This is a genomic window from Bacillus pseudomycoides DSM 12442 (assembly GCF_000161455.1).
GTDB classification, from domain to species: domain Bacteria; phylum Bacillota; class Bacilli; order Bacillales; family Bacillaceae_G; genus Bacillus_A; species Bacillus_A pseudomycoides.
The window spans coordinates 733828-755878 of the sequence record NZ_CM000745.1 but is presented as its reverse complement, the minus strand read 5'-3'; the positions used below and the strand labels follow the sequence as shown (position 1 = coordinate 755878).

Annotated in this window: 17 protein-coding genes, 1 pseudogene and 1 riboswitch; of the genes and pseudogenes, 13 read left to right on the top strand and 5 right to left on the bottom strand. The window is 36.2% G+C overall.

Going from position 1 to position 22051, the window contains the following annotated elements:
* From BPMYX0001_RS32930 to BPMYX0001_RS03835, 5 genes and pseudogenes are all read left to right on the top strand, one after another.
* Nucleotides 1–460 (top strand): hypothetical protein (locus BPMYX0001_RS32930; protein WP_208858014.1); only part of this gene is annotated, 460 nt, incomplete at its 5' end.
* A 78-nt stretch (nt 461–538) separates the two neighbouring features.
* A complete protein-coding gene (gene sigI / locus BPMYX0001_RS03850) occupies nt 539–1261 on the top strand; it encodes an RNA polymerase sigma factor SigI (RefSeq protein WP_033798662.1) in 723 nt (240 codons plus the stop codon).
* Nucleotides 1254–2492: an anti-sigma factor domain-containing protein gene (locus BPMYX0001_RS03845; protein ID WP_033798661.1), complete on the top strand. Its 1239-nt coding sequence runs from the start codon at nt 1254–1256 to the stop codon at nt 2490–2492. Before sigI ends, BPMYX0001_RS03845 begins: the two co-directional genes overlap by 8 nt.
* Before the next feature lie 561 nt (nt 2493–3053).
* A pseudogene (locus BPMYX0001_RS31970) lies at nt 3054–3212 on the top strand (IS6 family transposase); the annotation flags it as partial.
* Between the two features lie 135 nt (nt 3213–3347).
* Nucleotides 3348–6701, top strand: coding sequence for a trifunctional glycoside hydrolase family 18/polysaccharide deacetylase/glycosyltransferase family 2 protein (locus BPMYX0001_RS03835; protein ID WP_006093666.1), 3354 nt, complete (start codon nt 3348–3350; stop codon nt 6699–6701).
* 333 nt (nt 6702–7034) lie between these two features.
* On the opposite strand, the gene BPMYX0001_RS03825 is transcribed toward BPMYX0001_RS03835, so the two are convergent.
* The 3 genes from BPMYX0001_RS03825 to BPMYX0001_RS03815 form a co-directional block, all read right to left on the bottom strand.
* Nucleotides 7035–8240, bottom strand: coding sequence for an ABC transporter permease (locus BPMYX0001_RS03825; protein WP_006093665.1), 1206 nt, complete (start codon nt 8238–8240; stop codon nt 7035–7037).
* Nucleotides 8241–8309: 69 nt separating this feature from the next.
* The gene (locus BPMYX0001_RS03820; protein WP_006093664.1) at nt 8310–9734 is read right to left on the bottom strand and encodes an amino acid permease; all 1425 of its coding nucleotides are present in this window, start codon (nt 9732–9734) and stop codon (nt 8310–8312) included.
* Nucleotides 9735–9885: 151 nt separating this feature from the next.
* Nucleotides 9886–10068, bottom strand: a riboswitch (Lysine riboswitch).
* A gap of 387 nt (nt 10069–10455) precedes the next feature.
* Nucleotides 10456–11895, bottom strand: a complete 1440-nt coding sequence (locus tag BPMYX0001_RS03815) for an NADP-dependent glyceraldehyde-3-phosphate dehydrogenase (protein ID WP_006093663.1) — start codon at nt 11893–11895, stop codon at nt 10456–10458.
* An 841-nt stretch (nt 11896–12736) separates the two neighbouring features.
* On the opposite strand from BPMYX0001_RS03815, the gene BPMYX0001_RS03810 reads away from it, so the two are divergent.
* The 7 genes from BPMYX0001_RS03810 to BPMYX0001_RS03780 all read left to right on the top strand — a co-directional run bounded on the left by BPMYX0001_RS03810 (nt 12737) and on the right by BPMYX0001_RS03780 (nt 20562).
* Nucleotides 12737–14491: an ABC transporter ATP-binding protein gene (locus tag BPMYX0001_RS03810; protein WP_006093662.1), complete on the top strand. Its 1755-nt coding sequence runs from the start codon at nt 12737–12739 to the stop codon at nt 14489–14491.
* On the top strand, nt 14488–16488 hold the full coding sequence (locus BPMYX0001_RS03805) for an ABC transporter ATP-binding protein (RefSeq protein WP_033798659.1): 2001 nt from the start codon (nt 14488–14490) through the stop codon (nt 16486–16488). The genes BPMYX0001_RS03810 and BPMYX0001_RS03805 overlap by 4 nt, the downstream gene beginning before the upstream one ends.
* A gap of 473 nt (nt 16489–16961) precedes the next feature.
* The gene (locus BPMYX0001_RS03800) at nt 16962–17804 is read left to right on the top strand and encodes a GNAT family N-acetyltransferase (RefSeq protein ID WP_033798658.1); all 843 of its coding nucleotides are present in this window, start codon (nt 16962–16964) and stop codon (nt 17802–17804) included.
* A gap of 35 nt (nt 17805–17839) precedes the next feature.
* Entirely contained in the window at nt 17840–18073 is a 234-nt protein-coding gene (locus BPMYX0001_RS33600) for a hypothetical protein (RefSeq protein ID WP_033798657.1), read from the top strand.
* Nucleotides 18074–18310: 237 nt separating this feature from the next.
* The gene (locus tag BPMYX0001_RS03790; RefSeq protein ID WP_003195492.1) at nt 18311–19111 is read left to right on the top strand and encodes an amino acid ABC transporter substrate-binding protein; all 801 of its coding nucleotides are present in this window, start codon (nt 18311–18313) and stop codon (nt 19109–19111) included.
* Complete coding sequence (locus tag BPMYX0001_RS03785; RefSeq protein WP_018782317.1) at nt 19098–19796, top strand: amino acid ABC transporter permease; 699 nt, start codon at nt 19098–19100, stop codon at nt 19794–19796. The genes BPMYX0001_RS03790 and BPMYX0001_RS03785 overlap by 14 nt, the downstream gene beginning before the upstream one ends.
* Nucleotides 19797–19827: 31 nt before the next feature.
* Entirely contained in the window at nt 19828–20562 is a 735-nt protein-coding gene (locus BPMYX0001_RS03780; protein WP_006093658.1) for an amino acid ABC transporter ATP-binding protein, read from the top strand.
* 48 nt (nt 20563–20610) lie between these two features.
* Here the strand turns inward: BPMYX0001_RS03780 and BPMYX0001_RS03775 are convergent, their stop codons facing one another.
* Nucleotides 20611–20808 (bottom strand): alpha/beta-type small acid-soluble spore protein, encoded by a 198-nt coding sequence (locus tag BPMYX0001_RS03775; protein ID WP_003195499.1) that lies wholly within the window; start codon nt 20806–20808, stop codon nt 20611–20613.
* A gap of 419 nt (nt 20809–21227) precedes the next feature.
* Here BPMYX0001_RS03775 and BPMYX0001_RS03770 point away from each other — a divergent pair, with 419 nt between their 5' ends.
* Nucleotides 21228–21476, top strand: a complete 249-nt coding sequence (locus BPMYX0001_RS03770) for a hypothetical protein (protein ID WP_003204734.1) — start codon at nt 21228–21230, stop codon at nt 21474–21476.
* A gap of 235 nt (nt 21477–21711) precedes the next feature.
* Here the strand turns inward: BPMYX0001_RS03770 and BPMYX0001_RS03765 are convergent.
* Nucleotides 21712–22051: transposase (locus BPMYX0001_RS03765; protein ID WP_244268576.1), on the bottom strand; the 340-nt coding region annotated here is incomplete at its 5' end.

The following is a 22051-nucleotide window of genomic DNA, read 5'->3' as shown; positions in this document are numbered from 1 at the left end:
AGAGAAAGAGAAAGAGAAAGAGAAAGAGAAAGAAAAACAAGCGGACGCTATTGCAAAAGAAAACAAGAAAGCAGATCAAAATACAGAAGTAACTCCAGCACAACCAGAACAGGTAACGCAACCAGAACAAGTAACACAACCAGAACAAGTAACACAACCAGAACAAGCAACACAAGCAACACAAGCAACACAGCCAGCACAACCGGCACAGCCAGCAAAACCAGCACAACCGGCACAGTCAGCACAACCAGCACAACCAGCACAACCAGCACAACCGGCACAACCAGCACAACCGGCACAACCAGCACAACCAGCACATAAACCGGCTGTTTCTTATGAGAAGCTTGAGCAATCAAACCACAAGGGTCAAACAGAAAAGAATGATCATCAAGACAACGGTAAAAAAGTCGGTCACGAAAAACATGAACAACAGCAAGAAGACAAGCACAAAGAAAAGTAGTAAGAAAATGTGATGAAATGGTCACTTCTTTAGTGACCATTTTGCTATTTGAAGCAAAAGGAGGGAGGGGGATTACTAGTGTTGAGTTTAGTGATGAAGATCATAAAAAAACCGAAAATAGAAGATATCGTATGTAACATACAAAACAACGGAGGAGATAAGGAAGCTTTTATCGCACAGTATCGGCCTTTTATTCGAAAATCAATCTCGTCTGTCTGCCGCCGGTATATTACGGAGCAGGATGATGAATACAGCATTGGATTGTTTGCGTTTAATCAAGCAATTGAACAGTATTCATATAAAAAAGGAAAATCTTTTCTAGCGTTTGCTGAGCTTCTTATAAAAAGGGATGTAATTGACTATATACGCAAGGAGTCTAAGCATAATCTCGTCTTTTTAAAAGAAGACCAGCAAGAGGAAATGGTAGAAATGCAGGTATCGCTTACGGAGTATATGAAAGAGATGGAAAACAGAAACCGTAAGGAGGAGATTCTTCATTTTCAAATTGTGCTAGCTGAGTTTAAAATCACATTTTCAGAGCTTGCTAAGGAATCTCCAAAGCATCGTGATACGCGTGAGCACTTAATAGAAATTGTAAAGATTATTATAAAAGAAGAGAAAATGATGGAAGAGCTGTTCCGAAAGAAAAAGTTACCGCTTAAACACATTGAACCGCGTGTTAGGGCAAGTCGTAAAACGTTGGAGCGGCATAGAAAATACATTATTGCAATGTGTATTATCTTTGCAAACAACTATACATATATTCTTGATTATATAAGAGGGGGGAAGCATGATGAATAAAGGGATTGTGATGGATATAAAAAAACATAGCGTAGTTATTTTAACTCCGGATGGAGAGTTTATTACGTTTAAAAGAAAATCGCACTCTTATATGATTGGAGAGGAAATCTCGTTTAACGTACAAGAACAAAGAGTACCGCGTTTTTCAATCCCTTCTTTCTTAAAGCCTGCATCATTACTTGTTGCTTGTTTTCTATGTGTGTTTCTGTTTTTCTACAACCAACCGGAAGAAAAAGCATTCGCTTATGTCTCAATTGATATTAATCCCAGTTTAGAGGCGAGCGTAACAAAGGATCTTCGTGTTATAGATTTGCGAGCTTGTAATGATGATGGAAAGCGCATTTTAAAAGAAATGAAACGATGGAAAAATGAACCTTTGCAAGACGTAGTACGTACCATTGTAAAGCAAAGTCAAGAGGATGGATACTTAACGAAAGACAAGCAAGTTATGCTAACAGCTGTTACAAAGGACAAGTCGCTAGAACCACAGTTGGAAAAGACTATGCAAGGATTAAAGAAAGAGTATGAGACAAAACATGTTACCGTCGTATATCAAAGCAGTACGATGCAAGTGCGAGAGAATGCCAAGAAAGCAGGAGTCAGCACAGGCGTCTATATAAAGCAAGAGAATGAGAAGAAGAAATCGCTTACTCCTCCTGCACTGCCGTCTAATCAGGAGGAACACCCTCAGGAGATACATTCGCAACCAAAGTCATCATCCGATGCATCATCGGATTTGTCTCCTGTAAAAGAAGAAAGATATGAGAAGCAAGAGCAAATAGAACAAAAGCAATCCCAGGAACAGCAACCCCAGCAATCAAAAGGAAATAATGGGCATCAGCAAGAAAACAACGGTAAAGAGTATAAACAAGAAAATAAAGAGTCTCAGCAAGAAAACAATGGTAAAGGGTATAAACAAGAAAATAAAGAGTCTCAACAAGAAAACAACAGTAAAGGGTATAAACAAGAAAATAAAGAGTCTCAGCAAGAAAACAACGGTAAAGGATATAAACAAGAAAATAAAGAGTCTCAGCAAGAAAACAACGGTAAAGGATATAAACAAGAAAATAAAGAGTCTCAGCAAGAAAATAACGGTAAAGGATATAAACAAGAAAATAAAGAGTCTCAGCAAGAAAATAAAGGCAATATAAACGAAAACAACGGGCATAAAAAAGAGGACAAAAACGTTCCTGCCACGCAACATCAGGGGAAAGAAAAGAAAAATCCATAGAATATTTAAGAAGTATAGGGGACATTGTTTATCAAGACCTAAATGAAAAATTCCCAATAAGTAAAGGACAATACATATTTTATATAACCCAAAATATGATATTTTTATAAAAAAGTTTAATCAAAATTCACTTAGAATTCTTTACGTGAAGGGATAAAGCATCGCATCTTTTTTAGAAACGTCGCAACTTTCTTAAGAACTTCGCGTCTTTATTCAAAGCATCGTGATTTTATTTCAAAGCCAGAGTAAGAGTAGAAAAAATTGTAACGCTAGGGAATAATGAAGCTAAGTATTTTTATTTTTGGGACTTAGATGGAAATATGTTCGAAGCGGCTTGGTCGGTGTGGGATGAAACTGTATAAAGAATATTGATATGTGAGGGTTTTACTGCCCGCGAATAGCGAGATAAAATGAATACGAGTATTTTTACATATGAATCTATGAAAAAGTTGATGAAATTGTCAGCTTTTTATTTTTGAAAAAAATTGTTTATCTATTTTTATAAAAAAATATTTTTTTGACCCCCATAAAATTTTTATTTCCTCCGAATATGTATAGTGAAGAAAGCAATTAGAATTGAAATCATGTCGTACAGCAACCTTGATTTTGAGAGGTATCGAAGCCATGCATATGATGAAAAAAGGGCAACTTCACCAAAGGGTGAAATCTGCCCAAAATGAGGTTGAAGTCATTCATAAGTTATTTGGATTAGTCGTTTGATCTCAAAGTTAACGGGAAATTACTGTTCTATATTCCTATTAAGCTATTTTCACACCAGAACCCTAGAAGGTCTATCTATTAAAATAGTTTGCGTTTGTACTTAGAATAAAAAGAAAAGGAGTATGTAAAAAAATAATGGAGAAAAAAATTCAACAAAAGACAGATAACTCAAAACCCGTTTTTTATGATCCTAAAGGAAGAAGAAAAATAGCTTTCAGTTGGTTTCTATGTATCTCAATAGTTAGCGTAAGTATTGTATTTTATTTTTTCTTTCGAAGTATTTTTTCAACACCAGAAATTCCAAATATGAATCCTTCTGTAAAGCAAGATACTAAACTTGTACCTATTAATCAAAAACTCAGCGACCAGCAATTAAAGAAGGAAGAATTCAAATCTCCTAATACCGAAATAAAGAATAATGAAAATTCAGAAAAATTAACAGGCAATGGCGAACAACCTAAAGAAGTTTATGGTTTTTATGTAAACTGGGATGAAAATAGTACTGCTTCTTTAAAAGAAAATATCGATTCATTAACCATGTTAGTACCAGAATGGTATCACTTAAAAGCAGACTTAACAATTAGTAGTGAGATTAAGCCTGACATTGTAAAGTTAGCAAAAAAAAATCATGTGAAAATTATGCCTTTGCTTACTAACTATACGCAAGAAGCTTCTGGTCCTGATAGTAAACTTATTCATAAGTTACTGAATGATTCAGATGATGTACAGACAAAGTTTATTAATGATTTAGTAAAGCGAATTGAAGAGAATCAATTTGCAGGTATTAATATTGACTTTGAGTCAATACCTGAAGGCGATAGAGATAAATTAACAAATTTCATGAAAGAACTTACTACGGTCTTTCACAAACATCATTTGCTCGTAACGCAAGATGTCCCTGCTAATGATAAAGCCTTTGATTATGGTGCATTAGCCAAAGTAATAGATCGTATGATTGTAATGATGTATGATGAGCACTATGGAGCAGGGACACCAGGACCAATTGCTTCAAATAAATGGTTTGAACATACGCTCAATGATCTAAACATTCCCTCTGAGAAACTTATAGTTGCTTTCGGTAACTATGGATATGATTGGGAAGTAAATAGCAAAAAACCTGCGAAGTCTTTAACTTTCTCAGAAGTTATGACAATGGCTCATGATTCAAATATAAAAATTCAATGGGATAAGATCAGTGGAAATCCTTATTTTCGATATAAAAAAGGAGCGAAAGAACATACTGCTTGGTTCTTAGATGGTGTTACTTTTTATAATCAAGCAAAAATCGCAATGAACAACAATGCAAAGGGATTTGCATTATGGAGACTAGGAGCAGAAGATCCTACTGTATGGAAAGCTTTAAAAGATCCTATTGAGGTACAAAATAATCCTGATGCATTACATAAAATCGCTAGTTTAGATGAAGTAAATTATTCTGGGCAAGGCGAAATTTTACAGATTGAGAATGAAAGACAAAATGGATTGAGAGATTTTAAAGTAGGCAAAGAAGGTTATCTTACAGATGAAGTATATCAATCACTACCATCTGCATATCAAGTGAAACGCTATGGAAAACCAAAAGGAAAACAAGTAGTACTAACATTTGATGATGGACCAGATCCTAAATACACACCGGAAATTCTAGATATATTAAAAGAGCATAAAGTAAAAGCAGCCTTTTTTGTACTTGGTGAAAACGCCCAAATAAATCCTAATCTTGTTAAAAGAATATACGATGAAGGCCATGAAATTGGCAATCATACCTTCAAGCATCCGAACGTAGCTGATACGTCTTTACTACGAACAAAAGTAGAACTGAATACAACTCAGCGCCTGATTCAGGAAATAACTGGACACTCTACGGTTTTATTTAGGCCACCATATGAAGCGGATGCTGAGCTGGATTCACCAAATGAAATAGTACCTATTTTGCGTGCACAAAATATGAACTATACAATGGTGGCAGAAAAAGTTGATCCTGAGGACTGGGCGACGCCATCAACAAATGAATTGGTAAAGCGTGCTCTAAATCCTATTTATAAGGGGGAGGGAAATGTTATTCTTCTCCATGATGCAGGAGGAAATCGTACTCATACGGTAGAGGCGCTGCCAATTATTATTAAAGACCTTAAAAAGCATGGATATAGTTTTGTAACAATTTCAGATTTAATGGATAAAGAACGAGATGAAGTTATGCCACCCGTTTCTTCTGAGGGTGAGCAATATTTACTTTACAATAAAGCTGTTTTTTCAGGAGCGGGATATTCTAAACATATATTAACAACTATTTTTTATATTGCTATTGGATTAGGTATTTTCCGATTCCTATTTTTAATTTATTTTGCATTCAAGCAAAAAAGGAAAACAAGATCTCGTTTATTTACTAATTCGTCTTATCAACCTTTCGTTAGTGTTGTGATAGCAGCATATAATGAAGAGAAGGTTATAACCAAGACGATTCGCTCAATTTTGGATAGTGATTATAGAGAGTTTGAAGTTATTGTTGTTGATGACGGATCGAAAGATGGTACGTCAAAAGTAATTCAAGAAGCATTCCATAAACATCCTAAAGTTTGTTTAATTCAGAAAGAAAATGGTGGGAAATCATCCGCAATGAATTTAGGATTTCAAAAATCACGAGGAGAAATTATTGTCACTTTAGATGCGGATACTATTATTGCGCAAGACGCTATTTCTCTAATGATTAGACACTTTGAAGATCATAATGTAGCAGCAGTTTCAGGCAATGTCAAAGTGGGAAATAGACGGAATTTGTTAACTACTTGGCAACATGTTGAATACATTACAGGATTTAATTTAGAACGCAGAGCTTTTGATGAGTTGAATTGTATCACGGTAGTTCCTGGAGCTATTGGAGCATGGCGTAAAAAGAATGTAGTTGAATCTGGATATTTAAGCGAAGATACACTTGCAGAAGATACGGATCTTACTATAACATTTTTACGTCAAGGGCATCGAATTGTATATGAAGAAAAAGCATATGCTTATACGGAGTCGCCTGAAGATGTGAAAAGTCTCATTAAACAGCGATATCGTTGGTCGTATGGTACACTCCAATGTCTTTGGAAGCATCGAAAGGCATTGTTTAATCCAAAGCATAAAACATTAGGGTTTGTTGCATTACCTAATATGTGGTTGTTCCAATATGTCCTGCAGTTCATTGCTCCTTTAGCAGATATATTAATGATTATAGGGCTATTTGGTAGCAATCCGCTAAAAGTTTTGGGATTTTATCTTGTATTCTTTCTAATGGATCTTCTCGCTTCTCTTTTTGCATTTAAATTAGAGAAAGAGAATCCTAAACCATTAGCATGGTTAATTTTACAACGCTTTATTTATCGTCAATTTATGACTTATGTTGTAATTAAATCTGTATTTTCATCTATTCGTGGGGTTGCGGTAGGATGGAATAAATTGAAGAGAATGGGAAGTGTTAAGCACTCCTCTGAACATAATGAGGCATCATAAGAGAGCAGATAATCTGCTCTCTTTTTTTACTAGTAGCTTCTTATTTTGAATAACAATAGTTATGAATGATGTGGAACGAAAAATGCAAGTGGTAGAAAAAGAGAGAAAGGGAAAATATGCTTTCTTGAATGATCCTAAGGTAATATGCCATTTTGTACACTTACAAAAAGATATAGATAAGAAGAAAAAATAGAAAAGAGGATACAGATGAATTCTTTAATTTACTCATTTTATTTTCCCTAATCTATTTGATTGTTGAGAATATAAAAACAGAAAGTGTAGCTTCTTTAGCTAAACTTTCTGTTTTTTCTTTTAGAATACACAATCATTCATTTAAATTCCCGAAGAAGAAATTCGTTTTTTTGTTTTTGGTAAGATAATAAATTTGATGAAAAATATGCTGACTATAACAGTTGAAAGAACAGGCAAAAAATCCTGTAGTGCAGCAAATAAAATAATGGAAAATAACGCTAGCTGAACGATTGCTAATGAAAATACAAGAATGAGAAATTGATTTATTCGTGTGTCGTGTGAGATAGGATATAATGCTACAATATTATTTCCCGAAAAATATTTCCATAAAGTACGAAGCTGCATAGAGGTCATATATAAGAGACAACAAGTAATAGCGCCTTTTGCAAATACATTCGGTACGAAATATAAAATAAAAGAACCGATAATAGTTAAACGAATATATATACCAAAATAATCATTCGCACGTAAGAATGATAAAGTGTTCAAATATAAAAAAGTAGATTGTTTTTTATGTAATATAGGTTCTAGCCAACTTGTTAGCCATTTTCTTTGTTTTACTTGTTTTTTTAGCTGTGGAACTTCTGTGAAAAAGTTTGCAAATTGGTAAAAGTGCATGTCCATTTTTTCTTCTTGCTCAATTATATATTCCCATCCAATTTGTTTTGTTGGTTGTTTTGTTGTATAAACAAGTAGGAAGACAAGAAGTAATAGCATTGCACCTAATAGAACAACTGATACGGACTGAAAGAGCATATAAAGAATAAGTGCATTACAAGTGAAGCGAATAATAAACCAGATTTGGCTGTTATATTGATCACGCCATATCCAATTGATATATAGGTTCCAACCTTTTATTAACATTAAAATGAAAAAGATCGTACATAAGAATGGAACGGTTGTCTGTAATGTTTGCATTGCTAGCGGTGTAATGATTAGAAACGTAAATAGCAATGGAAAAAGTTGAATGACATAATTGTATAGAAGAGACTGTTTGAAATAAGATGTTAATTTCTCTTCGAGTGCCAGTAAATAGACAGCGTCAGGCTTCTGGATAAAAGTACGAATCGGGCATCTCGTTATCATGATGGTAAGCAGAGATATAATGATGATTAATGAAATGCCTTTAGAAGGAGATGTTTTAAGAAACTTGGCGTAATAATACGCACCAACGCATGAGACGAAGATGAAACTGTATAGTAGACCGCTAATCATGCGTGCAAAGTACATGATGACGTTTTGAATATGCTTTTGGAAACGAGTGCTCCATAGTGTTTCGATTGACATGTTTTTTCACCTCTGTCTTCTATTATATAGGTTTCTTTCTTATACAAAAATAAAAACGAGCAATAGTCTTTAAGCAATTTGCTCGTTTTTATTTTCTTCATTTTTTTTCTTATCGCGATTCATTAATGGATAAAATGCAAAGCCAATTACAAATAAGCCGATTCCAAGAAGGAATGTTTTTATATCTGAGGAGCCAGTTTTAATGACCCACAGTGCATAGCAAAGTGCAATGACTGCGATAATACCATCCATAATCCTTGAACCGGGTTCGTTTTTATACGTTTCACCAGTTGCAACGAGTTTTAATTGGAAGATTGGTGAAACGAGATAAGGGATTAAGTAAGCTAAGGTTGAGACAGTAATAACGAATGTATAGGCCTCAGCAATGGTCCCTGATAACGTTGAGAAAAGGAAGACTTGCGACATAATATTTGTCAGTCTTAGTGAATAAATTGGACTTCCTTTTTTGTTTGTTTTTGCAAAGAAGGAAGGGAAGAATCCTTCTTTCGCCGCTTGATAAGGTACTTCTGAGCTTAATAAAATCCAGCCTAAGATAGAGCCGAATAGGGAAGTAAGAGCAAGTAGTGCCATCAATTTCCCACCGCCGTGGCCCATTGCAGCATTTAATGCATCGGCTAATGGACGTTCAGAAGTTTGAAGTTTATCAATGTGCAGAACACCCATTGTTAAAATGGTAATTCCTAAATAAATGGCAACTGTTAGTAATAAGCCAGCTACAGTTGCATGCTTTACTGTTTTTGGCGATTTCGCACGGTTTGATAAAAGAACAGCTGATTCAATACCGATAAATGCCCAAAGTGTTGTAAGAGCGGCTAAATTCACTTGTGAAAGTAGTCCATGTGACACGCCTTCTTTATCAATCACTGGTGTGTACCATTGTCCAAATTTAGAAGCTTGAAATGCAAACAAAGTAACAACGATAAATAGAAGGAATCCAGTTACCTTTGTTGTTGTTGCTAGGAAGTTTAATTTCCCGGCTCCGTTTACACCGTTTGTTAAAATCATATGTGTTCCCCATAGTAAGCATGAACAGATGCAAAATGTAATCAGTTTTCCAACTTCCACATCGAAAGAGCCGATTGAAAATAAGATACGTGTATCTTTCATAATCGGGAAGAAGAGTGATAAATAACCTGCAAAAGATGTAATAATAGCAACATTACTTGCCCAGTTTGCGACCCAGTAGCCCCAAACTATGCTGAAACCAGCCATTTTTTTCTTTTTTGGTGATGAGAATAAAGCATATGCATGACTTTGTGGTCCTGTTGTTAAGTCAGGACGACGAATTGCCAAATTACCGAAAACAAGAGCTAGCATTAAAACACCAAACCCTGTTGTTAACCAAGCTAATGTAACACCGAGTGGGCTTGCTGTTTGTGCTAATGTACTAGGCACCATGAAAATACCAGCGCCAACCATATTGCCGACAACAAATGCTGTCAGTACCCAAAAACCCCATTTTTTTTGTTGCATAAAAAATACCTCCAAAGTTAGTATAACCAAGTCAAGCGAGGAGATATGTATGTCTTCCAAAAAGGAAAGAAAGGTAAGCTTCATACAAAACAAAAAAAGCACGTGTAATTGTCGCTACGTGCTTTCTATCTTATAGGAAACCCACGACATACCTCTCGATAGCTCTCCACAAACAAGTTGTTTGTGACAGTTCTGCACTTATTAAATAGCAGACCCAGCAAGAATGCACAGTGGGCATTTCTTACTTCGGCAACCATTCCTTTCCCATTCATTCATCGATGCCACTACATCTCCTGAAATGATACTCTTAATGACTGCAACCTCTACCTCACCGAGATACGAATGAGGATTTATGTATTAAATTAACATAATCAAGGGTAACAAATGAATTTTTATACGTCAATGGATATAGCAATAATCAGACTATAGTGAACAATTTGTCATTAAAAGAAGAGGGATTTTTTTAGAAATAGGCTCTGTTAATCTGTGTGTTAACCTAATGAAGCAAATATTTTTGATATTTTGTCTCACTTGAGTCTAGAAAAACAACATAGTTATTCTGTAACTTTACTTGAGAATGTGATGGATTGGTTAATGAGAGAAGAGAAAGCGGGCTCATTGTAGCTCTTTTTTCTGTGCTGAAATATTACCATATAACAGAGCCTAGGAATAAAAAAAGAAGCTAAGTCTACAACCGTAGATTAGCTTCTAACACGAAATATTATACTAAGTTTAATACAGTTACTTTTTCACGTGTCATAGACTCAAGGCTCTTACGAATACCTTGTGCTCCCATACCAGAACCCTTCACACCGATGAATGGGAAGTGGTCAGGACCACGCTCTGTACGTCCGTTAATTTGAACGGAACCAGTATCGATTTTGTTTGCAATTGCAAATGCTTTATTAATGTCTTTTGTGAAGACACTTGCTTGTAAGCCGAAATCTGATTTGTTCGCAATTTCAATTGCTTGTTCATCAGAAGAAACACGGATGATTGGAAGGATTGGGCCGAATGGCTCTTCCCAAGCAACTTTCATATCTTCTGTTACATTGTCAATTAATGTTGGGTAGATTAAGTTGCGCTCGCGTTTGTTACCAATTACGATTGTAGCGCCTTTTTCTACTGCATCGTCAACTAATCCTTGAACGAAATCAGCAGATTTATCGTCGATTAATGGCACGATTGTACTGTCTTGTTCTGGAGAACCAACAGTTAATTCAGCCACTTGATCTTTTAATAAGCTAACAAGCTCGTCCGCTACATTTTCATGTACAAGCACGCGCTTGATTGCAGTACAGCGTTGACCTGAGTATGAGAATGCGCCACTAACGATATGTTTTGCTGCTTCTTGTAAGTCAGCATCTTCACGTACGATACCAGGGTCTTTACCGCCAAGTTCTAATACAAGCGGAATCATAGCAGCTTTTTTCGCTAAGTGAGCACCTGTGTGTGTACCACCTGTGAACGATACCATATTTACGCCAGGATGTTCTACTAAGTAGTCGCCGATAACAGAACCGCGTCCTGTTGCTACGTTTACAAGTCCTTTTGGAAGACCTGCTTTATGAAGAGCTTCAACCATTTTAATACCGCTAATTGCGCCTTGTGTTGCTGGTTTAAAGATAACAGCGTTCCCCATAATAAGAGCTGGTGCAAGTTTTGCAGCAGATAAGTTTACAGGGTAGTTAAATGGTGCGATTGCTAAAACAACACCACGTGGTGCACGTTGAATGATTGCAAGCTTGGATTTAGATCCACCAGGGAAGCTATCGCCCATCATGCTTTCGCCATGCATGTGTAATGCTTCATCTACAGTATAACGAATTAAATCAGCTGTACGAACAACTTCTTTTTTCGCATCTTTATAACCTTTACCGACTTCTTTCATCACGATATCGGCAATTTCATCTTGCATATTTACGAGCTCATCAGCCCATTTATATAAATATTTTGCACGATCTTGAAGAGAAGCTTCAGCCCATTCTTTTTGAGCTTGTTGTGCTGATTTAATTGCTTCGTCAACCTCTTCACGAGTAATTGCTTGTACTTTACCAATTACTTCGTGTAAGTATGGTGATGGAATATCAATTGTTTGCCCAGAAGAGCTTTCTCTCCATTCACCGTCTAAATAAAATTTGTACGTATTGCTAGTTGTCATGATTTGTCCTCCTAAAATAGCAACTTGTAAGAGTGAGTATATGGTGATTGTAGGGGGTTTGAGAACATTTTTCAAACAAAATGTTTATGGAAACGATTTCTTATGTGATTTTTATTTTGTATGCCCTTTCTTAAAGGGGTTTACCTTATTTGTAAGTGAAATATAGGATTATCTATAATAATATCGATAGATAATTTTTTCGAGTATCGAGGTGGTATTGTACATCTTTTATTTTTGGTGATAAAAGTTTATTTTGTAAAATAATGAAAAAACAATTGACAGAAAAGTTGATAAAGTTATAAAATTAAAAATGGAAAATAAATGAAGGGGGTGCGCGTAATGATTGTAATGGTAAATATGACTGGCTTAGTTGGATTACATGGTGGGAAACATTCATATCATTACGCAACCCGTACGGAAAGATAGTGCTTTTTTGTTTTTTCAAAAAGCGTACGTTGCGTATTTCGTAACGTACGCTTTTATGCGTTTTTGCGCATATCGTCAAGCGGCGGTATGCGTTTTTTTGTCTCTATTTTGGTTGTTTCCATACTTTGTATGGTTTCGATAAAGTGAAACTTCCATCCGTAAGGGGGATTTATCTCCCACGGATGGTTAGTTGAACCAATCGGGCATTTACGGGCAGTTATCCCCTTATCTATCGTTCTCATTTCTTGCTGAATCTTGAGGTGGGGATTTTACTGCCCGCAAATAGCGGGGTGGAAAAATATGGAAGGTGAGAAGTTATGGTGAAACAGTACAATTGGTACGGTGTAAAAGCAGGGGCTTTTGATAGTGGATAACAGAAATAGACTGAAACAAAATCGAGAAGGGAGAGATTTCATTGTTTTCAGTATTACAAAAGTTAACATGGTTTTTTAAAGAACATTGGAAGAGGTATAGCATAGCAATTGGAGTGCTTCTAATTGTAAATGTAATAGAGGTAATTCCTCCGAAAGTAATTGGATTAACAATTGATCATATAAAAGTAGGTTCTTTAACAAACGAAGTGATTATACAGTATGTTTGGATTTTATTTGGGGCGGCAGTTGGTGGGTATGTACTCACCTACGTATGGCAGCACCAATTATTTGGCGGTGCATTCGTGCTTGAAAAAACGATGCGTTCAAAATTTATGGGGCACTTGTTGAAAATGACGCCGACCTTTTATCACAAAAATCGTACTGGTGATTTAATGGCGAGAGCGACAAATGATTTAAAGGCGATTGCTATGACTGCTGGTTTTGGGATTTTGACACTTGTTGATTCTAGTTTATATATGCTCACAATTGTTTTTATGATGGGATTTTCAATCAGTTGGCAACTTACAATTGCGGCACTTCTTCCCTTGCCGATTATGGCATATGCGATGAATATATATGGGAAAAAGTTACATGAACGCTTTACGATTGCTCAAGATGCTTTTGGAGATATGAATGATAAAGTACTTGAATCGATTGCAGGCGTGCGTGTTATCCGTGCATATGTACAGGAAAAAGCTGATGAGCAAAGATTTCATCAATTAGGAACAGACGTATATGAAAAAAATATGAAAGTAGCAAGAATTGATGCACTGTTTCAGCCGACGGTTAAGATGCTAGTTGGTCTTAGTTATTTAATTGGTCTTGTATATGGAGCGTTTTTAGTGTTCCAATCGAAGGTTACTCTTGGTGAACTTGTGTCTTTTAACGTTTATCTTGGGATGATGATTTGGCCAATGTTTGCGATTGGTGAATTAATAAATGTCATGCAGCGCGGAAATGCTTCGCTAGATCGTGTCAATGAAACGTTAGCGTATGAGCCTGACGTGAAGAACGTGAAAAAGCCGACGCGTGTACACGAGCCAGAGTATATCGACTTTGATAAAGTTTCCTTTTCGTATCCTGCTTCACCTGAGCTTAATTTGAAAAATGTTTCTTTTTCATTAAAGCAAGGGGAAACGCTTGGTATTGTTGGGAAAACAGGAAGTGGTAAAACGACTCTTGTTCGCCAACTCCTTCGTCAGTATCCACTTGGAGAAGGGGATATTACGGTGTCGAATGTTACGCTTGATGAAATTTCAACCGAAAACGTACGAGGCTGGATTGGATATGTACCACAAGAGCATATTCTATTTTCAAAAACAGCACGAGAAAATATTTTATTTGGGAACAGAGAAGCAAATGAGGAGGAGCTTCAAAAAGCAATTGAAATTGCAGCATTTAAAAAAGATCTGGAGTTTCTTCCAGAAGGATTAGAGACGCTTGTTGGAGAAAAAGGTGTTTCTCTATCTGGTGGACAAAAACAACGGATTTCGATTGCGCGGGCTGTGATTCAAAATCCGGAAATTTTAATTTTAGATGATTCATTATCGGCTGTGGATGCTCGAACAGAAGCAGCGATTATTGAAAATATACGGAGAGAAAGAAGCGGAAAAACAACAATTATAACAACGCACCGCCTGTCAGCTGTGCAGCATGCTGATTGGATTCTCGTTATGGATAATGGTGAAATTATCGAAGAGGGAACACATGATAGGCTCGTTTTGAATGGTGACTGGTATGCGGAGCAGTTTGAAAGACAGCAGGGCGAAAACGTAGAGGGTGAGGTGAAAATATGAGTGTTGGAAAACGGTTATTTCAATACGCTATGAAAGTAAAGGGAACCATTTTTGTGGCACTGGCAATGTTATTTATTTTCGTTATTGCAGAGCTTGCAGGCCCATTTGTAGCAAAGACAATGATTGATGATCATATTGTCGGTATTGAGAAACCATGGCATGAAACAGTGCAAGGGGACGATGCCGTACTTTATAACGGAGCTTGGTATAAGCGAAGCGACCGCTTTGAACAAGGTGAACAAAAAGGAAAAGAAGTTCGTATTATACAAGTTGGTTTCACTTATTATTTTGTACCTAATAAGGTTGCTGCAGAGGGAACACGTTCTGTAAAGGGAGATATTATTACAGTTCAAAGTGGAAAAGCAGCGCAAGTGTATAAAGCAAAAATGTTAACAACCAAAGAAGTGTATTCGTTTTATGAACCTGAGATGAAACGATTACTTTTACTTGGCGGAGGATATTTTGCACTATTGTTAGTTGTATCTTTATTTGTATATGGTAAACAGTTTTTCTTACAGAAAGCATCTAATAAAATCATTCAAATTATGCGTGAAGATGTCTTTTCTCATATTCAAACATTACCGATTCGTTATTTCGACTATTTACCAGCAGGGAAAATTGTATCGCGTGTAACGAATGATACGGAGGCCATTCGGGAGTTATATGTAACAGTTTTAGCGACATTTGTTTCTAGTTTTATTTATATTATCGGAATCTTTATTGCTTTATTTTTACTTGATATGAAATTAGCGCTGTTATGTTTAATTATCGTACCAATTTTAATTGTTTGGGCTGTTGTATATAGAAAATATGCCTCTGTGTACAATCATAAGATGCGCTCGCGGTTATCAGATATTAATGGAACAGTGAATGAATCCATCCAAGGAATGCCTATCATCCAGGCATTTCGTCAAGAACGTGCAATAAAGAAAGAATTTGAAGAATTAAATGAAGATTACTTTAAGTACCAAAATAAAATTTTAAATTTAAATGCAGCGACATCGCATAATTTAGTGGGTGTCTTACGCAACATTGCTTTTACGGCGGTTATTTGGTATTTTGGCGGTGCCTCTTTGAGCGCTGCTGGGATTATCTCTTTAGGGATACTGTATGCATTTGTCGATTATTTAACAAGGCTCTTCTCACCAATTACAAATATGGTAAACCAGCTTGCGAATTTAGAGCAAGCGCGCGTTGCATCGGAACGTGTATTTGAACTGCTGGATGAAAAGGGCGAAGTAGTGGAAGAGGAACGTATACCACGTCTTAATGGAAATGTTCGATTTGATGATGTTTCATTTTCTTATAATGGGAAAGATGAAGTGTTAAAAAACATTTCTTTCGAGGCAAAAAAAGGAGAGACGGTGGCCCTTGTTGGTCATACGGGATCTGGGAAAAGTTCTATTATGAATGTACTTTTCCAATTCTATGAGTTTCAAAAAGGAAAACTTACAATCGATGGGCATGACGTGAAAAATATACCAAAGCAAGCACTCCGCGAGCACATGGGAATTGTATTACAAGATCCATTTTTATTTAGTGGTACAGTTGCGTCGAATGTAAGTTTAGAACATCCAAAGATTTCAAAGGCTCGAATTGTAAAAGCACTGCATGATGTAGGGGCAGAACGATTTGCTAACAATATAGAAGAAGAAATTACGGAAAAAGGAAGTACCCTATCGACTGGAGAGCGCCAACTTATATCTTTTGCACGCGCGTTAGCATTCGATCCTGCCATTTTAGTGTTAGATGAAGCGACTTCAAGTATTGATACAGAGACTGAGGCGATGATTCAAGGGGCACTAGAAGTTGTAAAGAAAGGAAGAACAACATTTATTATTGCACATCGCCTTTCCACAATTAAGAGTGCAGATCAAATCATTGTGCTCGATCGAGGGACTATTCTTGAAAAAGGGTCACATGAAGAATTAATGCAGAAAAAGGGTCGTTATTATGAAATGTATAAAACGCAAATAGAAGGAAGTCAAAGTGCGTAACTTTCACGAAATGTTCAGAAAACTTTAAAGCAATGTTTACAAATGCTCCCATCCCTTTCCTTATCCATGTGATATGTTGGAAGCAAGGGGGAGATAGAGATGGAAGAATTATCAGTTACATTTAACATTGCTTTCTTTTTATTATTGTGCGGAATGATCGGGTATTGTGTATTAGATTCTTAAAAGAGCTTGCTGGTGTAGCAAGTTCTTTTTTAGTGTGTTGGGAAACAGGGGGATAGCTGCCTCCTATTTTTGTCGTTGTTTGTCAAAATGATAATCCCATAGTTAGTAAAATGATTGTTGAGAGCAGTTAACCTCTGATAAACTTAATTTATCAGAATTTTCCGGACTGATGATTGTTTGATGTTTCGTTAAAGCATAGGATTGAGGAATAAGCATAAGAAAATTTAACTAAGTAATAACCGAATTTAGCAGAAGACTAACTATTAAATGGGAGATGGGGGATTATCTAAATGATACGTGTTTATAGGGAAAAAGAAGATAAGGTCAGTATATTAAATCTAATAAAAAGTATGGGGATAGAAGAAGAGGTAGGTTCTTTAGATGATATTGTCCTAAATTCTATGCAATTTCTCCTATATGAACAAAATGGAATTGAAGGGTTCTCATATTCATCTGTCTATACAAATAGTGCTGGAGAGTCTATTGCTCAAATCAGTGTTTATGTAGAACCAGATTCCCGTTTAAAAGGTATTGGTTCTACATTATATAAAGCAATGGAAGAGGTAATTTCTAAAACAAAACCAGATTTTGTGTGTACTTATATGAGAGTCGAATCAGAAAATCCTATTGGTTTTGCTAAGAAAATGGGGTTTGAAAAATGGTGGGGTTCACTTGAATCGGTATACAAGGGAGGAACTTTTCCTAAAGCAGACATTGAGTTGATTAAATATGAAGATAGATTTTTTGACCAGTTTGTAAAAATGGTACAGGAATGTTATTACGAGTTGCACGAAAAGAATGATATTAAACCTTACCTTGCTCCAGAAGACGGTGTAAAAAAATACAAATTAAACAATAAAAATAATGTATATTTAGTGTTAGAAAATGAACAAATTGTTGCATCAGTTACTACTGGAGAAGGGATATTAGATAATTTAATGGTTGTTCCAAGTTACCAAAGAAATGGATATGGACGTAAGACTTTACAATTCGGTATGAACGAGATGTTAGAAGAAGGATACGAAGAAATCCGAATATGTTTTCTAGAGGGAAATGAAAGTGCTGAGAGGTTGTACACCTCTTTAGGCTTTAAGCCGCTTCATAATACACAGGTTTATCGAAAGTTCTTGTAAATTAAACACTCATTATTCCACAATCGGGAGCTTTAATGGAACAAGGGAACTCAATAATAGGAGTTCCCTTTCTTTATCTCAAAAAAACAACATTGTTTAACATAGCTTTTTGTGTAGAAAAATCCATATTGATCTTTCAACAGCCCAGTTATGACTATGAAGGAGAAAAGAAGACTTCTACTCATTTTCTCCTTTTGTTTTCAAACGGCATGGGGCAAAAAAAGGCCCTGCCCGCATTTATGCATGGTCGGATCCTCTCTCCCATCTAAAAAACAATGGTTTTGTCAATTTATATAAAAGTAAGTATTGTTTTACCTTTCTTCTTAGAAGTGCTATATTTAAAAATGTTACTTATTTTTTGTATGTGGTGATTTTATATCATGTTGTTTGATTATGAAAAAAAAGGATACACTAATGACGAACATTTTCATTGAAAAATTGTTCAAGATTGCATACAATCAATATAGTTTTTAAATTCCTATCAGAATACTTGGAGGACTAATATCATGAAGAAATTATTTTCAGTGCTTGCAGTAGCTACACTAGCAGTCGGTATTGTGGCGGGCTGTGGCAAAGAAGAGAAAAAAGATACAGCTACTAGTCAAGATGCATTGCAACAAATTAAAAAAAGCGGTGAATTCGTTGTTGGTACAGAAGGTACATACCCACCGTTTACATTCCACGATGGAAGTGGAAAATTAACTGGATTTGACGTTGAGTTAACAGAAGAAGTTGCAAAACGTCTCGGTGTGAAACCAGTATTTAAAGAAACACAATGGGATAGCTTGCTTGCAGGGCTTGATGCAAAACGTTTCGATATGGTTGCGAATGAAGTCGGAATTCGTGAAGATCGTCAAAAGAAGTATGATTTCTCTAAACCGTATATTTCTTCTTCAGCAGCACTTGTCGTTGCAAAGGATAAAGATAAACCTGCTTCATTTACAGATGTAAAAGGATTAACAGCAGCGCAGTCTTTAACAAGTAACTATGCAGATCTTGCAAAGAAAAATGGTGCGAAGATTCAAGGTGTAGAAGGCTTTAGTCAAGCAGTAGAACTACTTAATACAGGTCGCGTTGATTTCACAATCAATGATAAATTATCAGTGTTAAACTATTTACAAACGAAAAAAGATGCAAACATTAAAATTGCAGCAACAGAAAAAGAAGCGTCACAAAGTGGGTTCTTATTCCGTAAAGGTAGCGATAAGCTTGTACAAGAAGTAGATAAAGCGTTAGAAGATATGAAAAAAGATGGTACGTATGACAAAATAACGAAAAAATGGTTCGGTGAAAATGTATCTAAGTAATGCATTGATTACAGATCGATTATCTACATGGATAGATATTATGCAAGCATCCTTCATGCCTATGCTAGAGGGTGCTCTTTTCACGACAATCCCATTAACGCTTATCACGTTCGCGATTGGTCTTATATTGGCGACTTTGACGGCCTTAGCGCGTATTTCAGGTAGTCGCCTACTGCAATGGATTGCTCGTATCTATGTATCTATTATTCGCGGAACACCACTTCTTGTACAATTGTTTATTATTTTCTATGGGCTTCCAACTTTAAAAATTGAGATTGATCCATATACAGCAGCTATTATTGGTTTTTCATTAAATGTTGGTGCATATGCATCTGAAATTATTCGTGCTTCTATTTTGTCTATTCCAAAAGGACAATGGGAAGCAGCATATACAATTGGGATGACATATCCACAGGCGCTGAAACGCATTATTTTACCACAAGCGACACGTGTATCGATTCCACCGCTTTCGAATACGTTTATTAGCTTAGTGAAGGATACTTCATTAGCATCATTAATTTTAGTAACAGAGCTGTTTCGAAAAGCACAGGAAATTGCAGCAATGAACTATGAATTTTTAATTGTTTATTTTGAAGCAGGTCTTATTTATTGGGCGATTTGTTTCTTATTATCTATCGTGCAACAAATATTAGAAAAACGTTCAGAGCGTTATACGCTTAAATAATAATCCTTTTATAAAAGGAGTTTTTGTTTTTATGATTTCAATTCAACATTTACAAAAGAGTTTCGGTGATAACACGGTACTAAAGCATATTGATTTATCAGTGGAGAAAGGTGAAGTTGTTGTCATTATTGGGCCATCTGGATCTGGTAAGACAACATTTTTACGTTGCCTGAATGTATTAGAAACACCAAATGCAGGTATTGTTCGCATTGGTGACAAAGAGCTGGATTTCTCTAAAAAAGTAACGAAGAAAGATATTGTAAATCTTCGTACACAAACAGGTATGGTGTTCCAGCATCATAATTTATTTCCTCATTTAACAGCAATCCAAAATGTAATGGAAGGGCTTGTTACAGTGAAAAAAGTAGGGAAAGAAGAAGCGAAGAAAAAAGCGACATATTTCCTTGAGAAGGTTGGACTTGGTGACAAAATGGAGTTATATCCATTCCAACTATCTGGTGGCCAGCAACAACGCGTTGGAATTGCTCGTGCGCTTGCGATGGAACCAGAAGTTTTATTATTTGATGAACCAACGTCAGCGTTAGATCCAGAACTTGTACAAGAGGTCCTAAAGGTAATGAAGGAACTTGCACAAGAAGGAATGACGATGGTGATTGTAACGCACGAAATGCGCTTTGCTCATCAAATTGCGAATCGTGTTATCTTTATGGATGGCGGCGTTGTTGTGGAACAAGGTACACCAGAAGAAGTATTTACAAATCCAAAAAAAGAACGAACGAAGCGATTTTTACAAATGCTAGGGTAGAAAGAAAGGTCTCAAGCGAATGCTTGAGACCTTTTTTGCCATATATATTTATTTTTGGTATCCGCCAAGGCTTTGCTCAGCCATTGCTACTAAACGTTTTGTAATTTCGCCACCAACAGAACCGTTTGCACGAGCTGTAGAATCTGCTCCTAATTGTACACCAAATTCTTGAGCGATTTCATATTTCATTTGATCGATTGCAGCTGTTGCGCCTGGTACTACTAATGGATTGTTTTGGTTTGCCATAGGAATGTATCCTCCTTAAAGTATAGAAATTTTTTTGGTTGGATTAGCTGGAGTTGAACCAGTTTATCGCCTCGTTTGGCGCTAATCCATCGTTTGAAGTGAATGTACTCATAGTATGGATGTTACGTAGAAAGATATGCGAGTTAATAATTTGTAAATTTTGTAAAAATATATACCGATTTTAATTTTTCAGCATATAAGTTACAGCTATGGATAATGAAAGGTGACCTGCACTCTTTTTCTCTCTGTGTTTTCACTTGGCATGGGGCAGGAAAAGGATCTGAATGCTTCTATGCATGGCCGGATGCTCCCTCCCACCTAAAAAGAAGGAGTTTATTTCGTTTTTTTAATTTGTATTTTTCTAAAAGAAGGTTACACTAATTGTAAATATGAAACCTCTATGATTGGAGGAGTTATAAATGGGAATATGTCCACTTTGCAATGCACTGGAAGCTCAAGTATATTCTTGTCAAAGTTGCCTGAATGTACTCCAAGATTATGGGAAAGTTGTAGATTATACAGATGCTTATAGCGCATATATGGATCAAGATTTATTAATAGAGGTAGACGGTTTAACAGGGGAGAATTCTCAGCAATATTGTGTTCATGTTTTCTATTGCGGGACGTGTGGTACACAAACTGAATTAACGGTGAAACTGGTGTATTGAACTACCCTCACAAAACAGTTCCTCTCGTTCAACAAAGAGGATACAACGATATAGAGTTCGGTAGTGTCTGTATGTAAGACGACCCATTCTATCTTCCGACGAAAGGCAAACAAAATAGGTACAACTACTTTGTTCTTATATCGAGGATCGAACACTTTGTCATGCATCCAGTTCCTAGACTTGTTATCTGCTCTGGTAATAAGCGTAAAAATCTGGGACAAAGTGCTCTTTTTTATCATGCTAATAGTTTTGCTAGTTTTTTCTTTTCATTTTCAAACAAGTGTAACCGTTCGATTTGTAAAACTTCTTTCGGTTGATCTACATCGTATAGCTGATAGAAATGATGCGTGCGAATATCCAATCGATTGTTTAATTGATGCCAATGGCTCCAGTGATGTGCGTCTTTCTTTGGAAGATAAGGCTGAAGCACCCCAGGTACTTTTTCTTTATACCCTAACCCTCGGCGACCAATCGTAAAAGCCGCAGATTGATGAATAGAGATGCCGAATTTGCGCATGTATTTCATCTTTCCGGAGATTGAAGTGTAAGCGGGATTCACTTGAAAGACAGCCACG

Excerpts from the sequence above, each read along its gene's own strand:
- BPMYX0001_RS03790 (WP_003195492.1), top strand. The coding sequence starts at position 18,311 with ATGAAGAAATTATTTTCAGTGCTTGCAGTAGCTACACTAGCAGTCGGT.
- BPMYX0001_RS03800 (WP_033798658.1), top strand. The coding sequence starts at position 16,962 with ATGATACGTGTTTATAGGGAAAAAGAAGATAAGGTCAGTATATTAAAT.
- BPMYX0001_RS03770 (WP_003204734.1), top strand. The coding sequence starts at position 21,228 with ATGGGAATATGTCCACTTTGCAATGCACTGGAAGCTCAAGTATATTCT.
- BPMYX0001_RS03815 (WP_006093663.1), bottom strand. The coding sequence starts at position 11,895 with ATGACAACTAGCAATACGTACAAATTTTATTTAGACGGTGAATGGAGA.
- BPMYX0001_RS03805 (WP_033798659.1), top strand. The coding sequence starts at position 14,488 with ATGAGTGTTGGAAAACGGTTATTTCAATACGCTATGAAAGTAAAGGGA.
- BPMYX0001_RS03835 (WP_006093666.1), top strand. The coding sequence starts at position 3,348 with ATGGAGAAAAAAATTCAACAAAAGACAGATAACTCAAAACCCGTTTTT.
- BPMYX0001_RS03785 (WP_018782317.1), top strand. The coding sequence starts at position 19,098 with ATGTATCTAAGTAATGCATTGATTACAGATCGATTATCTACATGGATA.
- BPMYX0001_RS03845 (WP_033798661.1), top strand. The coding sequence starts at position 1,254 with ATGAATAAAGGGATTGTGATGGATATAAAAAAACATAGCGTAGTTATT.
- BPMYX0001_RS03825 (WP_006093665.1), bottom strand. The coding sequence starts at position 8,240 with ATGTCAATCGAAACACTATGGAGCACTCGTTTCCAAAAGCATATTCAA.
- BPMYX0001_RS03820 (WP_006093664.1), bottom strand. The coding sequence starts at position 9,734 with ATGCAACAAAAAAAATGGGGTTTTTGGGTACTGACAGCATTTGTTGTC.
- BPMYX0001_RS33600 (WP_033798657.1), top strand. The coding sequence starts at position 17,840 with ATGGAACAAGGGAACTCAATAATAGGAGTTCCCTTTCTTTATCTCAAA.
- BPMYX0001_RS03780 (WP_006093658.1), top strand. The coding sequence starts at position 19,828 with ATGATTTCAATTCAACATTTACAAAAGAGTTTCGGTGATAACACGGTA.
- BPMYX0001_RS03775 (WP_003195499.1), bottom strand. The coding sequence starts at position 20,808 with ATGGCAAACCAAAACAATCCATTAGTAGTACCAGGCGCAACAGCTGCA.